Consider the following 12,967-nt stretch of genomic DNA (forward strand, 5'->3'; position numbering starts at 1 on the left):
AAAAGAAAGAGGGAACAGGGATGATCCATTCCCTCTTTCTTTTCATAGAGCGGCTATTAACGGCACTTATGCTTATCGATGTCCCCGACAAGATTTGGGTCAAGGCATTGAATAGCACAGAAGCAGTCAAGATCTACTTCAATGCAGTATCTCGTACGCTCAAGCTCATCAACGTCACACAACGATATAGGGTCTACACAACACTTATCAAAGTCCAGGTCTGCATCCGGGCGCAGCAAAGAAAGTGTCGCACAGCAATTCTTTTCGTCAATATTTTCTACGCGGAAGAAAACAGTTTGAAAGCAGTCATCTCGGCCAAGAGCACCTGTTGCAAAGAAGTATCCACCGCTTTTGCTTTGCAGTGTAAATGGAACCGTGTCTAAGCCATTATTGTTATTTGTCGGGCTTAATAAATTGTTAAAACAACTGTTTCTGCAATCCACTCTATCATCGACTTGATCCTGCGCCTCTTTAATCGCCGCTACCGCATCGCAAACGCAGTTGCCAGTATCACTGTCATGTTTTTTACAACCCATGTCTTTCACTCCTTTAGCTTCTTTTCTTTACTATCATATATACGAATGACTAAAATGGTGTTAAATAATCGGCTAAAGTTGAAGAAATGGGCGTATGTCTGAAAAAGATTAAAATATGAAAAACCGGGTATACATAGAATATAAGTAAGCACTGCCATAATATGTCGCACACAACTCTTTGCGAAAAGAGGTGGACGTGGATGGGGTATGTAGCACCGACGAAAAATGAGCAAGCTGTTCAATATGGCAGTCGTGACGCTGCCAAAACGCATGCTGTTCAAAAAGTGTCTCGGATTGAACCGGCCAAATGGCAAAGGCTGCAGCGGCAAGAAGAGCAGAATGCGTATAAGTTGGAAGAACAAGAAGCGCTGCTTCGAAAACGAAGAGAAATAGAAAAAAAGCTGTATGGAAAAGGACATCGTTTTGACAGGAAGGCGTAATACGGCTGGATTGCGTGATGTTTTGGTATCGTCTGCATAATGGTGCAGCGGTACCGTTTGTTTTTTGCTGCACATACATAAGCTGGCGTGCGTTTTATTTGGATTTCTTTGTTAACGGAACGAAAAATCGTTGTTTCAAATGTGTGTGCTCTTGGCATACGATGATGGAGGGATAGCAATGGAACTGATACATATTAAAGAAGAGATGTATTATCTTCATCAGGCTGTAAATATTGGATATATCAAAAATAACGAGCAAGGTTTGCTGATTGACACAGGAATTGACAAGCAGACTGCCAAAAAAGCTGCGAAGCTCCTGAAAGAACAAGGGCTGCCGGTAACAGATATTTTTATTACTCATGCACACACTGATCATTTTGGAGGTGCCGCTTGGTGGAGAGAACATCATAACGTAAGGATTCACGCTTCTCCACTAGAAAAAGCGATTATCGAACAGCCAAAACTCGAACCGATTTATTTGTTTCAAGGTGTGGATCCCGTCGATGATATTCGAAACAAATTTTTAGAAGGACCGCCGGTGACTGTGGATACACAAGTATATGAAGGGAGGCAAACCATCGCCGGCATCGAGGGCGAGATTCTCTTTTTGCCAGGACACAGCTATGAACAGCCGGTTTTTTGCCGCAAGGGAGTTGTCTATGCTGCTGACAGCTATTTTGCAGTGTCTTATTTAAAAAAACATCGTATTCCGTTTATGGTTGATATTGAAAAAGCGTGTGCTTCGCTTCAGCAGTTGCTCTCACTTGAAGCAGAAGGAGCAGTGCCAGGTCACGGGGAGTATGAGCAGCAATTTCAGCAAACGGTTGAGGCTAACTTGAACTGGCACCAGCAGCTGTTAGACGAAATGGAAGACGAGCTGCACAAGCATTCTGTACAAACAATAGATGCGCTGACGACAGCGTTTCTAAACCGCAAGCATATTTCCATTACGCAATTAAGCATGTTTTTGCTGTACCGTACTGCTGTGTTGGCGTACGTAAAAGCGCTCGCAGGGCAACACAAAGCGCAGTTTGTTATACAAGACAATCAATGGCTGATAAAGCCGCTGTAAAAAGCACAAGCACCCGGTTGCGGGGTGCTTGTGCTTTCTTTATGATAACTGTTTTTTCATTTCGACATGCGGGATGCCGGCGTCCATAAACTCACCCGATGTTACGTCATAACTAAGTTTTTCGTAAAAGCCCGCAGCTGTTGTTTGGGCATGTAATTTCATTTTCTCCGCGCCTTCTTGTTGCGCTTTTTGCTCAATCGCATCCATGATCAGCTTGCCGGCACCAGTGTGACGATGAGAAGCGAGTACACAGATGCGCTCTACTTTACCATAGCCGTCCAAAAAGCGGAGCCTGCCCGTGCCAATCGGCTGGTCGTCTTCATAGGCGGCAAAATGCCAAGCGGTATCGTCGTACTCATCGATTTCTTCAGCTTCCGGTACATGTTGTTCTTTTACAAATACTTCAAAGCGCACACGGAAACAATCGTTTCGAGCGACTTGATCTGAAGGTGAAATCTCTTTTACTTCAACTGCCATGTTATTCTTCCTTTCCTAACAAAAACGTTTCATAAACGGTCCAAGTTCCATCTTCTAATTGATACAGCCAGTGTATGCGGTCAATCGTTTCTTCATAGTGAATATCTTTCATGTTTAAACGGCCGAGCACGTCAAAATGTTCGTCGTCCTGCAGGTCTTGTCCAATCGTTATGTGTGGTGTGAACTCTGCTTTTTCTTTTTGACTTTTGTCTTCATTCAGCGCTTCATACAAGGACTGCAGTGTTTCATGCTGTTTTATTTTAAAAAATATTTTATTTTCTTTTGGATGAAAGGTGTCGACCTTATATGCTGTCACCGGAAAAGGCGGAGTGTGTGCAGCAATCGTGCGAATATGATTTCGTTTTACTTTCCATTCACTCTCTTCTACTGTATAGGGCGGTTTTAACGTAATATGGGGCGGTATTTTCGAATAGTGTGTATCGTAACGTTTGCGCAGTCGATTTGCTTTATCTTGTAACGGTTTTGAAGGAAAACATGCAATGCCGTATTTCATGATGACCCTCCATTATGGTGCAGGGGGCTTGCCACCCCGGATAATTTCGCATTTTTGCTACTTCTTATTCCCGTTTTTTGTCGATATCAAACATAAAACGAAGCGCATCAGGAATATCTTTCTCCCAGTATTTCCAAAAATGTCCGCCGGAAAATTCGTGATAGTGGTAACGCGCATTTCCACTTTTTAAGACAGCATGCAATTGGCGGTTCGGTGTAAGAAAATCCTCGATGTCTCCAGCGGTCGTTTTCACTTCGGTTTCATCTGTTCCGATCGCATGATACATCTCAAATGCATGCCAGCTGTCACTTTGCCGCACCGTTTGAAGGACGTGGTTATTGACGTAAGGAGAGTGCATCATGACACGGGAAAACGTACGCGGGTATGTCAAAGCGGTGTACAAAGAAATCGTAGCCCCTAAAGAATCTCCCATTAACATTCGGCCATGAGGAAGTCTCCACGTGGAGTACTGCTGCTCTAAAAAGGGGAGCAATTCTTGTACTAAACATTTCATGTATATCTTGTGCATATTGCTGCCGGGATGATACCACGTGCGGCGCGTTTGAACCGAAGGATACGGAATACCGGCGACAATCGTAGGTCTTGCGCCTTCTTCGATGGCCGCGTCCATTTTCCGCCCGATTTTTCCTAGTTGAAAGTAGTCGCGCCCGTCTTGAGCAATCGCAAGATGGTATGTATGAAGCGGATTATAGTGAGGCGGAAGGTACACGAAAAGATCGAAAGTATGTTCTAACAGTTTACTATAAAAAGAGACAGATGTCATGCTTCCGTTCATGATGTTTAGCTTCCTTTCTTCATGGTAATATCGAATACGTAACGTGCTACATATAATAAACAATCAAACTGAACTTTATTGTATCACATGCAGATATGAAACAAATATCACTCGCATATGATAGAATGGAAACAGGAGGAGGCTTTTAATATGAAAAAACCTGTACCTTGTGACGTAGTAGAAGATGCTGCTCGTCAAGCGTTAAAAGACAGAGGCGTGGACGTAAAGGATATCGCCGATATCGTGTATGACATGCAAGTGAAGTATGCACCGAATTTAACAAAAGAAGATTGCTATGAAAGTGCTGATGCAGTCTTATGTAAACGAGAAATTCAACATGCGATTTTAGTAGGAGTTGAATTGGATAAGTTAGCAGAAAAAAACATGTTGTCTGAACCTTTGCAATCTTTGGTCGACAGTGATGAAGGCTTATTCGGGGTCGATGAAACAGTTGCACTGGGATCTGTATTTGGGTTTGGCAGTATTGCTGTGACAACATTTGGCTATTTAGATAAAGAAAAACATGGAGTCATCAAAAAGCTTGATGAGAAAAAAGACGAAGTGCACACATTTATGGATGATTTGGTTGCAAGTATTGCTTCAAATGCATCCGCACGGTTAGCTCACCGCATGAGAGATAAAGAAGAAAACCGCCGCAAAGACCAAATTAAAAAAAGAGAAGATGAAGAATTGATTGGTTAGTGTGAAAAATATTCCTGGGAAAAAGGGGTGCTCTTTCATGAGGCCTCTTTTTTCATGGAAAAAGACGGAACAAGGAAAGGGAAATGGGCAGGGAGCAGATTTTCGTTGAAATTACACAGATACCGTGATTTTTTTTCAGAAATGGGATAAAATAGTAAGGAAAATCATGCAAAGGAGTAGGGGATGGAGTGATGGCTTACAAACCACGTTGGATTTATTGGAAACAGACGTTTCGCTCCAAGTTTCAAGCAGGATGCCTAAAGGCAAAACTGGAGGAAAACTGGCACAATGGCTATGAAATCGGTCCTTTTGTAGAGATTCGTAAATTAAAAACAAATAAATATGTAGTGCGCTATACATATGATGAAGCATAGCGCCAGCAGATAGAAAAAGCTGACCGGACGACAACGACATCCGATCAGCTTTTTTGATGCTAAAACCGCTGTATGTAGACAGCCGGCACTGATAATCCTCTTATTCTTGAGGGGAAACCATTTTTGATGGATCGACGACTTCTTCAAATTGCTCTTCTGTTAATAAACCGCTCTCTAATGCTGCTTCTTTGAGAGTTTGGCCTTTTTCGTGCGCTGTTTTGGCAATTTTCGCTGCGTTTTCATAACCGATGTGCGGATTAAGCGCAGTAACCAGCATCAAGGAGTTACGCAGATGCTCTTCGATTTTTTCGTGGTTTGGTTCGAGCCCAGCCGCACATTTATTATTGAAAGAGAGCATCGCATCAGCTAATAAGTATGAAGACTGCAAGAAGTTATAAATAATTACTGGTTTAAAGACGTTTAATTCAAAGTTTCCTTGGCTTGCAGCAACGCCAATAGTTGCGTCATTACCCATTACTTGTGTTGCTACCATAGTTAGCGCTTCTGATTGGGTAGGATTTACTTTTCCAGGCATGATAGAGCTTCCTGGTTCGTTGGCAGGAATAGTGATTTCGCTGAGCCCGCTGCGTGGACCACTGGAGAGCCAGCGTACATCATTAGCGATTTTCATTAAGTCCGCTGCCAACCCTTTTAGCGCTCCATGGGCATAATTGATTTCATCATGACTTGTTAAAGCATGGAACTTGTTCGGTGCAGAACGGAATGTTTTTTCTGTTAATTTGCTGATTTCTTCTGCTACATACTCCCCGAACTTAGGATGGGCATTAATGCCTGTGCCAACGGCTGTGCCGCCAATCGCAAGGTCTTTTACATGGTCAATGCTTTGTACAATCATCTCACGGCTTCTTTCAAGCATACGGTGCCAGCCGCTGATTTCTTGGCCAAGTGTGAGCGGAGTTGCGTCTTGAAGGTGTGTACGGCCAATTTTAATAACGTCTTCAAATTGTTGTTGTTTTTCTTTCAGCGTATTTTTTAATACATCAATAGCTGGCAGCACGTCATCTTCTACTTTTTGTACCGCTGCAACGTGCATCGCAGTAGGGAATGTGTCATTGGAGCTTTGCGAGCGGTTTACATCATCATTTGGGTGAATGGTAACGTCTTCATCTTTTTCTTTTAGTATTTCAGATGCGCGGCGAGCGAGCACTTCATTCATATTCATGTTAGATTGTGTGCCGCTTCCTGTCTGCCAGACAACAAGTGGAAAATGGTCATCAAGCTTGCCGCTTAATACTTCATCAGCTGCTTCAACAATCGCATCAGCTTTTACTGCTTCGAGGTTATCGAGACGTTTGTTCGCTAGTGCAGCGGAGCGTTTCAGCACTGCAAATGCATGCACAACTTCAATTGGCATGACTTCTTTGCCAATTTTGAAATTTTCCAAGCTTCGCTGAGTTTGTGCAGCCCAGTGTTTGTCGGCGGGAACTTTCATTTCTCCTAGTGTGTCTTTTTCCATTCGATAGTCCATAACAGATGCCTCCTGCTTTGTTTTTATGGATCCAACCATTATTAAGAATTCGAAAGAGCTGTCGAATTCCCTCTTTATAGATTAGAAAAAAAACACGAAAAAGAAAACCCCTGTAAAAATTATTTTTTTACTGGATATTAATGGAATGCTGTCTATACTGTTTTCAATAAATTGTTGAGACTATTCTGTGGTGCTGTACTTTTGTCTCAAATTCGTTTGATGCTGACTGAAATGTTTGTTCTCTGCTATAATGGATGTGGAAAAAATGAACAGAAAGAGAGGAAAACACTATGTCGAAGCCATATGTGTACCTCACACGAAAAATGCCGCAGAATATTACCGATCAGCTTGCTGCTGCTTGTGATGTAGGAATGTGGGAAAAAGCAGAAGAACCGGTGCCGCAACATATTTTAAAAGAGGAAATGAAAACAGCGGATGCTGTTTTTTGCAACGTATCCGATGTGATTGATAAAGATATGATTGATGCAGCAGAACAGCTGAAAGTGATTGCCACAATGGCAGTTGGATACAACAATATTGATGTCAAAGCAGCTCAGGAGAAAAACATCTATGTTGCTCACACACCAGGAGTGCTAACGGAAACAACAGCAGATCTTACGTTTGCACTGTTAATGGCATCAGCCAGGAGAATTCCAGAGGGGATAGATGTCATCAAAAACAATGAATGGGGCGCGTGGGCACCATTCTTTTTAACAGGACAGGATATTTATCAAGCAAGGCTTGGCATTATTGGAATGGGACGTATTGGAGAGGCCGTTGCAAAACGCGGAACAGGTTTTGATATGGATATTGTTTATCATAACCGTACTCCGAAAAAAGAGGCGGAACAACGTCTTGGTGCGCGTCTTGTAGATATGGACGAACTTTTACAGACGTCAGACTTTGTTTGTGTGATGACGCCGTATACGAAAGAAACGCATCACCTTATTGATAAGCAGGCGTTTGATAAGATGAAAAGCAGTGCGATTTTCATTAATACATCGCGTGGAGGCACGGTAGATGAAGAAGCGTTGTACAACGCTTTAAAAAACGGGGATATTCGTGGTGCCGGACTGGATGTGTTTGAGAATGAACCAATTTCAGCCGATCATCCACTATTGTCGCTCCCAAATGTTACAGCGCTTCCTCACATTGGCAGTGCGAGTGAAACAACGCGCAAAAAAATGGCGGAAATGACCGCCAACCATATTTTACAAGCACTCCGGGGAGAAACACCGGATTATATTGTGAAGGAATAAAGACAGAAAACGCAGAAAAACCCTCCCTCTTGAGTCAAGAGGGAGGGTTTTGTGATCGAAGAAAAACGACAAGACGCTCAATGACAGAATAAATATGGTTCAAAAAAGCAGGAGCAGTGCCTGTTATTCTCGTTCAGGTGCTCGTTTTTGTTCTTCTTCTTTTTTTCGCTGCAAAAAGAAGGCAGTTTCTGCTACGACGACACTAGAAAGTCCAAGCAGTCCAATTAAGTTCGGGGCAGCCATGAGTCCATTCATAATATCGGCAATAGACCAAACCATATTAAGCTCTATCACAGCGCCAAAGAAAATCGCAATCACAAAGATAATCCGATATATCATAATGGATGATGGGTGTTTCGTTAAATAATACATACAACGTTCTCCGTAATAGGACCAGCCGAGCATAGTTGAGTAGGCAAAGAAGACGAGGCCAATCGAGACGATAAAAGCACCAGCCGGGCCTAAAAATTGTTCAAACGTGTTGGATGTAAGGGCCGCGCCCTCTACATCGGACTGCGCATTCAAATACAACTCTCCCATGACCAGTGATATCCCGGTGATCGAACAAATAATAATCGTATCAATAAAAACTTGTGTCATCGATACGAGTGCCTGGCGGCCGGGATAATCCGTACGTGCCGAAGCTGCTGCAATTGGTGCAGAACCCAGGCCTGCTTCATTGGAAAACACCCCGCGGGCAACCCCCATTTGGATGACAGCGCCAATGGCCCCGCCAGCTACCGCCTGCCCTGTAAACGCATCCGTAAAAATCAAGCCAACCGCAGACGGCACAAGATCAATATTCATCATAATAAGGATAAGTCCAGCTGCGACGTAAAGAACCGCCATAATAGGTACGATAAATGAGACGACACGGCCAATTGATTTAATGCCGCCAATGATGACAATACCAGTTAAAATCATTAGAATAATACCGGTTGCTGCATAAGGGAAGTTCCAGTTTTCATGAAGAACATCTGCAACCGAATTCGATTGAACAGTGTTTCCAATGCCAAATGATGCGCCAATGGCAAAGATGGCAAATAATACTGCCAGCCATTTCCAGCCAAGACCTTTTTCGATGTAATACATCGGACCGCCGGCCATTTCCCCTCGTTCGTCTTTGACCCGGTACTTCACAGCGAGAATAGCTTCTGCATACTTAGTGGCCATCCCAAACAATGCAGAAATCCACATCCAAAAGACCGCCCCGGGCCCACCGACGACAACAGCTGTGGCGACACCGGCGATGTTACCGGTTCCTACTGTTGCGGCTAATGCAGTCATCAGAGATTGAAAGTGGGAAATATCCCCTTCAGACTGCTTATCTTGATCTTTGGTAAAAACAAGTTTTAATGCATAAGGCAGTGTGCGAAACTGCAAAAACGTTAAACGCAATGTTAAGTAAATACCAGTTCCGACTAATAAAATAAGAAATGGCGGACCCCATACAAAGTCACTAATTGTGTCAAGAACTGCCGAAATATTCAATAACAACCCCTCCCAAACGCGTTATCGCATCAAGTAAACGATAATAATAGAAATAAAATCTTCTTCAGTATAGCAGATTTATAGAATATTGAACAAAATGTGGCAGGAAAGGAAAGAATAGCGAGCGTGTTTGATAGAGGAGAAAAATGGGAAAATAAAGGAGAAACGACTAAAAAGCAGGTGGTATAAGATGACAAAGATTGCGGGTATTTCCGGGAGTTTACGAAAAGGTTCGTTTAATACTTCGTTGTTACACTATATCGCAGAACATAACCTGCCTGAATGGCAAATAGATACGTTAGGCTTGGAGGACATTCCGCTATTTAACGCTGATCAAGAAGAAGGTGGAGACCCAAAAGCAGCAGCAGATTTTAAACAAGCCATTTCGCGGGCAGACGGATTGATTGTCGTTACCCCTGAATACAGCCATGGCATGCCTGGTGTGTTAAAAAATGCGCTTGATTGGGCGGCGAGTGTTACAAATGAAAACGTCCTGGAAGAAAAGCCAGCCTTTGTGCTAGGAGCATCTCCTTCCCCGTTAGGAACGGCTTTTGCGCAGGCACAAGTAAAGCAAACCCTTGCTGCAGCTGGTGCGTACGTACTGCAGCAGCCAGAAGTTTACATTGGAACGGTACAGAAAAAACTGGATGAGAATGGCAAGCTGCATGATGAAAAAACAGCTGAAATGATAAAACAGTCGCTGGAAGCTTTTCAAGAATGGATACAGGCAATGCAGCCAGGCTCATGATGTTTTTAGCTGGAAGCACTGCATGTTGCAGCCACAAGGAAAGAGATGGTTATTTGTAATGTCCGCCGATTTTTTGCGCGCGCAGATGAGCTTGGCTGGCAGCGGTGAGCGAAGAAGCATAGAGAATCGTGCCGCTGCCAAAACGGTCCTCGATGTCATCGATAGTTTGATGGAGTGCTTCCCGCTCTTGAAGCGGGTGAAATAAGCTCAGCTGGCGAAACGTATCGTTTGTGAGTTGATGAAGCGTCACTCCGATGCTTCGCACTGGATAACCGTCCCAATGGTGGTGAAAAAGCCGTGCAGCGGCATCATAAATAACTTTGCCGTCATTGGTGTCATGATCGAGTGACACTTGACGATGGAACTTGGCAGGGACCTGAACGTTACGGCTGCTTGCTTCAGCAGATATAACTTTTCCGGTACAGCCGTTTTTGCGGGCCCTCCGTGCAACTTCTTCGGAGAGTTCGCGCAGTACAACGCGAATTTCCTTCCATGAGTAATAATCACGAGGAAGTGTCATATGATGGCCGATTCCTTTACGGCGGATATGCGTATCAGCTGTTACCGGAGAAGGATCCCAGCCGTGAGACGTCCGCCAAAGCAGTTCACCATTAATACCCCAGCGTTTTTTTAGCGGTTCGAGCGGGAAGCGGGCGAGCTGGCCGATAGTGCGAATTCCCATGTTACGAAGATGGCGCTCCATCTGCCTGCCGACACCAAATAGATGGTCAATGGAACGAGGCCACAATTGTTCGCTGATATTGTCTTGCGATAGAGTGAAAACACCTGCGGATGATTGTTTCGCAAAATGATCACAAGCCATTTTTGCCAGTACTTTCGTTGGGCCGATGCCAATGCGTGCATGTACACCAAGCATGCGTTGAATGTGGCGTTTTATGCGGACTGCGGCTTTTTGCGGATCGCCATGAAATGGTTTTAAGGAGTGAGTCATTTCCACAAAAATTTCATCGATGCTGTAAGGCTCGACCGCATCGCTGAACATCTCGAGCACTGCTGCGATTTCAACTGACGCGTTGATGTATACTTGCATGCGCGGCTTCGCGACAACCAAGTACGGACATTTATTTTCGGCTTCCCAAAGCGTTTCAGTCGTTTTCACACCCCATTGTTTAGCAAGCGGACAAGCTGCAAGAATAACACCATTTCGAATGTCGGGGTTACCGGCTACGACCACCGGCTTGTTCTCGAGTTCTGGCTGGAATACTTTTTCAACGTTTGCGTAAAAGGACTGCATATCGACTAAAAAAATAACCCGATCCATGGCTGTCGCCTCACATAAAAAGATACTGCCTTTATTATAAGCGAACGCATGTTCTTTTTTCAAGGGACTGGAATCCAAATGAAGGATTGTTCGGAGAGAGGGAACAAAGGAAGCAGGAGGGGGAGAACCTATCATGATAGATGCTCATATTCATCTAGAACAATACGAACATGCAGATACTGCGATAGAAAACTGGATGAAAGCCGGTGTTAAAAAGGTAGTAGCTGTTTCCAATGACTTAGCGTCCTCGTATCGAACACTAGAACTAAAAGAAAAATACCCAGAATTTATTTTAGCAGGGGTTGGTTTTCATCCGGAGAAAGGGCTGCCGCATGAACGGGACGTAGAGGAGTGGGAAAACTTAATTGCACAAGAACGTGATCAGATTGCTTGTGTCGGGGAAGTTGGCTTACCGCATTATAAATTAGAGCATCTTGGTGAGCCGTTTGAAGAGCACATTGCCTTTTTGACACGGTGTGTACACACGGCCAGCAAGTATGAACTGCCGGTTGCGCTTCACGCGGTGCATGACAAAGCAAAGACTGCTTATGATATCCTGCAAAAAGAAGCTCCTGAGCTTTCTGCACATTTTCATTGGTTAAAAGCAGAAGCTTCTGTTGTGCAAAGCATCACGGACGCTGGTTATTACGTGTCATTGACACCGGAAGTTTGTTACCGAAAACGCGACCAAGAGCTTGCTAAGCGTTTACCGCATCGGCAGCTGCTTATCGAAACCGATGGTCCTTGGCCGTTTCAAGGGCCATTTGCGAGAAGACAAACGACCCCCTTGTTTTTGAAAGAAGTGGCTGCGTGTGCAGCGGATACAATCGGAGAATCAGCCGATTTCTTTTATAAACAAACCGTACGTAATACGCTGCGGCTGTATGGGGGATAAATATTACTGCTCTGTTTGACGAAGTTGTTTAAACCAAATATTCATAGACTCAAATCGTCCGAAAATATTACGATTTCGCACCATTTTTCCGCCATATCGAAAATTATGCGACACATTGATGCTGTTCATTGGAAGAGAAAGCGACGGAGCATAGGAAAATAATGTCGTTATTTTCTTTTGCTGCATGAGCCGAATGAAAAAGGAGTATTGGTAAGAAAGCAAGCCTTTATGGCGGTGCTGTGGAAGTGTGGCACAATGATTGATTTCAGCCGATTGAAAAGAAGGCATCATTTGAGCAGAACAAGCACTGACGATGTGCCCCTTATATTCAATCACTGTAAAATAGACGTTTTTGTTCATAGCGTTTTGGATAAAAGCAGGGTCTTGCGTTGGAGTGGGATGCTTTTGAAAGGCGGTGCGGTACAATTGAGACATTGCTGGAGCATCTTTTTCCAATGCACGCCGCATCGTGTAAGAAACCGGCAAAATTGAGCGCTGTACCGCCTTTTTGTGCGTGAACGCCTGTTGAATCACCCGTTTCTCACGGTCGTGATGCACCGTTTGGCTGCGTGCTGATTGTAAAAAAAGGGAATAAATAAACGCATCCTCTCCTTGAAAAAAGCCTTTGATGGCTCCTTCTAATTGAAAGGGCGACAGCGACTTGCGCGTCCGGTCTTTTCTTTTGACGTACAAAATGAGTTTGCTGCAGTGATTTCGGCGGGCGAGTTTTTTAAGTGATTCGAGAAAAACAGGCATGGCTTCTTCTTTAGGAAGAGCATAAATTTTAATGCGCTCGTTGAACGGTTCTATTTGCATGTCATTGTGAAACAACTCTGGAAAGCGGTTGGTGATAGAATTCATGATGGTCCCCCTCCCGGATTTCCGTCAAAGT

At 43.9% G+C, this 12,967-nt stretch carries 15 protein-coding genes; 7 read left to right on the forward strand and 8 right to left on the reverse strand.

What is annotated here, in order from left to right:
• Positions 1–56 precede the first annotated feature (56 nt).
• The gene (locus BLT18_RS09430; RefSeq protein WP_091273383.1) at positions 57–536 is read right to left on the reverse strand and encodes a CotY/CotZ family spore coat protein; all 480 of its coding nucleotides are present in this window, start codon (positions 534–536) and stop codon (positions 57–59) included.
• Between the two features lie 200 nt (positions 537–736).
• Here BLT18_RS09430 and BLT18_RS09435 point away from each other — a divergent pair, with 200 nt between their 5' ends.
• Together BLT18_RS09435 and BLT18_RS09440 are read left to right on the forward strand one after the other, a co-directional pair.
• The gene (locus BLT18_RS09435; protein ID WP_091273385.1) at positions 737–976 is read left to right on the forward strand and encodes a hypothetical protein; all 240 of its coding nucleotides are present in this window, start codon (positions 737–739) and stop codon (positions 974–976) included.
• A gap of 178 nt (positions 977–1,154) precedes the next feature.
• A complete protein-coding gene (locus BLT18_RS09440) occupies positions 1,155–2,048 on the forward strand; it encodes an MBL fold metallo-hydrolase (protein WP_175487449.1) in 894 nt (297 codons plus the stop codon).
• Positions 2,049–2,087: 39 nt separating this feature from the next.
• Here BLT18_RS09440 and BLT18_RS09445 read toward each other — a convergent pair whose 3' ends face one another.
• From BLT18_RS09445 to BLT18_RS09455, 3 genes are all read right to left on the reverse strand, one after another.
• Positions 2,088–2,525, reverse strand: a complete 438-nt coding sequence (locus BLT18_RS09445) for a GNAT family N-acetyltransferase (RefSeq protein ID WP_091273388.1) — start codon at positions 2,523–2,525, stop codon at positions 2,088–2,090.
• Position 2,526: 1 nt separating this feature from the next.
• Complete coding sequence (locus tag BLT18_RS09450) at positions 2,527–3,039, reverse strand: 2'-5' RNA ligase family protein (protein WP_091273390.1); 513 nt, start codon at positions 3,037–3,039, stop codon at positions 2,527–2,529.
• Positions 3,040–3,103: 64 nt separating this feature from the next.
• Positions 3,104–3,835 (reverse strand): alpha/beta hydrolase, encoded by a 732-nt coding sequence (locus BLT18_RS09455; RefSeq protein ID WP_091273392.1) that lies wholly within the window; start codon positions 3,833–3,835, stop codon positions 3,104–3,106.
• Positions 3,836–3,985: 150 nt separating this feature from the next.
• Here BLT18_RS09455 and BLT18_RS09460 point away from each other — a divergent pair, with 150 nt between their 5' ends.
• The gene (locus BLT18_RS09460; protein ID WP_091273395.1) at positions 3,986–4,537 is read left to right on the forward strand and encodes a phosphatidylglycerophosphatase A family protein; all 552 of its coding nucleotides are present in this window, start codon (positions 3,986–3,988) and stop codon (positions 4,535–4,537) included.
• Between the two features lie 191 nt (positions 4,538–4,728).
• Positions 4,729–4,911 carry a hypothetical protein gene (locus BLT18_RS09465; RefSeq protein ID WP_091273397.1) on the forward strand — a complete coding sequence of 61 codons (183 nt, stop codon included), beginning with the start codon at positions 4,729–4,731 and terminating at the stop codon, positions 4,909–4,911.
• A gap of 100 nt (positions 4,912–5,011) precedes the next feature.
• Here the strand turns inward: BLT18_RS09465 and fumC are convergent, their stop codons facing one another.
• The gene (gene fumC / locus BLT18_RS09470; RefSeq protein WP_091273399.1) at positions 5,012–6,400 is read right to left on the reverse strand and encodes a class II fumarate hydratase; all 1,389 of its coding nucleotides are present in this window, start codon (positions 6,398–6,400) and stop codon (positions 5,012–5,014) included.
• Positions 6,401–6,690: 290 nt separating this feature from the next.
• Between fumC and BLT18_RS09475 the strand changes: the two genes are divergently transcribed.
• Entirely contained in the window at positions 6,691–7,659 is a 969-nt protein-coding gene (locus BLT18_RS09475; protein ID WP_091273401.1) for a 2-hydroxyacid dehydrogenase, read from the forward strand.
• A gap of 123 nt (positions 7,660–7,782) precedes the next feature.
• Here the strand turns inward: BLT18_RS09475 and BLT18_RS09480 are convergent, their stop codons facing one another.
• The gene (locus tag BLT18_RS09480) at positions 7,783–9,144 is read right to left on the reverse strand and encodes an alanine/glycine:cation symporter family protein (protein ID WP_091273527.1); all 1,362 of its coding nucleotides are present in this window, start codon (positions 9,142–9,144) and stop codon (positions 7,783–7,785) included.
• 196 nt (positions 9,145–9,340) lie between these two features.
• Here BLT18_RS09480 and BLT18_RS09485 point away from each other — a divergent pair, with 196 nt between their 5' ends.
• On the forward strand, positions 9,341–9,898 hold the full coding sequence (locus BLT18_RS09485) for an NADPH-dependent FMN reductase (protein WP_091273402.1): 558 nt from the start codon (positions 9,341–9,343) through the stop codon (positions 9,896–9,898).
• A 49-nt stretch (positions 9,899–9,947) separates the two neighbouring features.
• Here BLT18_RS09485 and BLT18_RS09490 read toward each other — a convergent pair whose 3' ends face one another.
• Entirely contained in the window at positions 9,948–11,180 is a 1,233-nt protein-coding gene (locus BLT18_RS09490; protein WP_091273529.1) for a DNA polymerase IV, read from the reverse strand.
• Between the two features lie 133 nt (positions 11,181–11,313).
• Here BLT18_RS09490 and BLT18_RS09495 point away from each other — a divergent pair, with 133 nt between their 5' ends.
• Positions 11,314–12,075: a TatD family hydrolase gene (locus tag BLT18_RS09495; RefSeq protein WP_091273404.1), complete on the forward strand. Its 762-nt coding sequence runs from the start codon at positions 11,314–11,316 to the stop codon at positions 12,073–12,075.
• A gap of 3 nt (positions 12,076–12,078) precedes the next feature.
• Here BLT18_RS09495 and ablB read toward each other — a convergent pair whose 3' ends face one another.
• Positions 12,079–12,936, reverse strand: coding sequence for a putative beta-lysine N-acetyltransferase (gene ablB, locus BLT18_RS09500; RefSeq protein WP_091273406.1), 858 nt, complete (start codon positions 12,934–12,936; stop codon positions 12,079–12,081).
• Positions 12,937–12,967 lie beyond the last annotated feature (31 nt).

Source organism: Alteribacillus persepolensis (assembly GCF_900099605.1).
Classification (GTDB): Bacteria; Bacillota; Bacilli; order Bacillales; family Marinococcaceae; genus Alteribacillus; species Alteribacillus persepolensis.

Bases quoted from the DNA above. Each gene is read 5' to 3' on its own strand.
- BLT18_RS09490 (WP_091273529.1), bottom strand. From the start codon at position 11,180: ATGGATCGGGTTATTTTTTTAGTCGATATGCAGTCCTTTTACGCAAAC.
- BLT18_RS09495 (WP_091273404.1), top strand. From the start codon at position 11,314: ATGATAGATGCTCATATTCATCTAGAACAATACGAACATGCAGATACT.
- BLT18_RS09430 (WP_091273383.1), bottom strand. From the start codon at position 536: ATGGGTTGTAAAAAACATGACAGTGATACTGGCAACTGCGTTTGCGAT.
- BLT18_RS09435 (WP_091273385.1), top strand. From the start codon at position 737: ATGGGGTATGTAGCACCGACGAAAAATGAGCAAGCTGTTCAATATGGC.
- BLT18_RS09460 (WP_091273395.1), top strand. From the start codon at position 3,986: ATGAAAAAACCTGTACCTTGTGACGTAGTAGAAGATGCTGCTCGTCAA.
- fumC (WP_091273399.1), bottom strand. From the start codon at position 6,400: ATGGACTATCGAATGGAAAAAGACACACTAGGAGAAATGAAAGTTCCC.
- BLT18_RS09455 (WP_091273392.1), bottom strand. From the start codon at position 3,835: ATGAACGGAAGCATGACATCTGTCTCTTTTTATAGTAAACTGTTAGAA.
- BLT18_RS09450 (WP_091273390.1), bottom strand. From the start codon at position 3,039: ATGAAATACGGCATTGCATGTTTTCCTTCAAAACCGTTACAAGATAAA.
- BLT18_RS09485 (WP_091273402.1), top strand. From the start codon at position 9,341: ATGACAAAGATTGCGGGTATTTCCGGGAGTTTACGAAAAGGTTCGTTT.
- BLT18_RS09475 (WP_091273401.1), top strand. From the start codon at position 6,691: ATGTCGAAGCCATATGTGTACCTCACACGAAAAATGCCGCAGAATATT.
- BLT18_RS09465 (WP_091273397.1), top strand. From the start codon at position 4,729: ATGGCTTACAAACCACGTTGGATTTATTGGAAACAGACGTTTCGCTCC.
- BLT18_RS09445 (WP_091273388.1), bottom strand. From the start codon at position 2,525: ATGGCAGTTGAAGTAAAAGAGATTTCACCTTCAGATCAAGTCGCTCGA.
- BLT18_RS09440 (WP_175487449.1), top strand. From the start codon at position 1,155: ATGGAACTGATACATATTAAAGAAGAGATGTATTATCTTCATCAGGCT.
- ablB (WP_091273406.1), bottom strand. From the start codon at position 12,936: ATGAATTCTATCACCAACCGCTTTCCAGAGTTGTTTCACAATGACATG.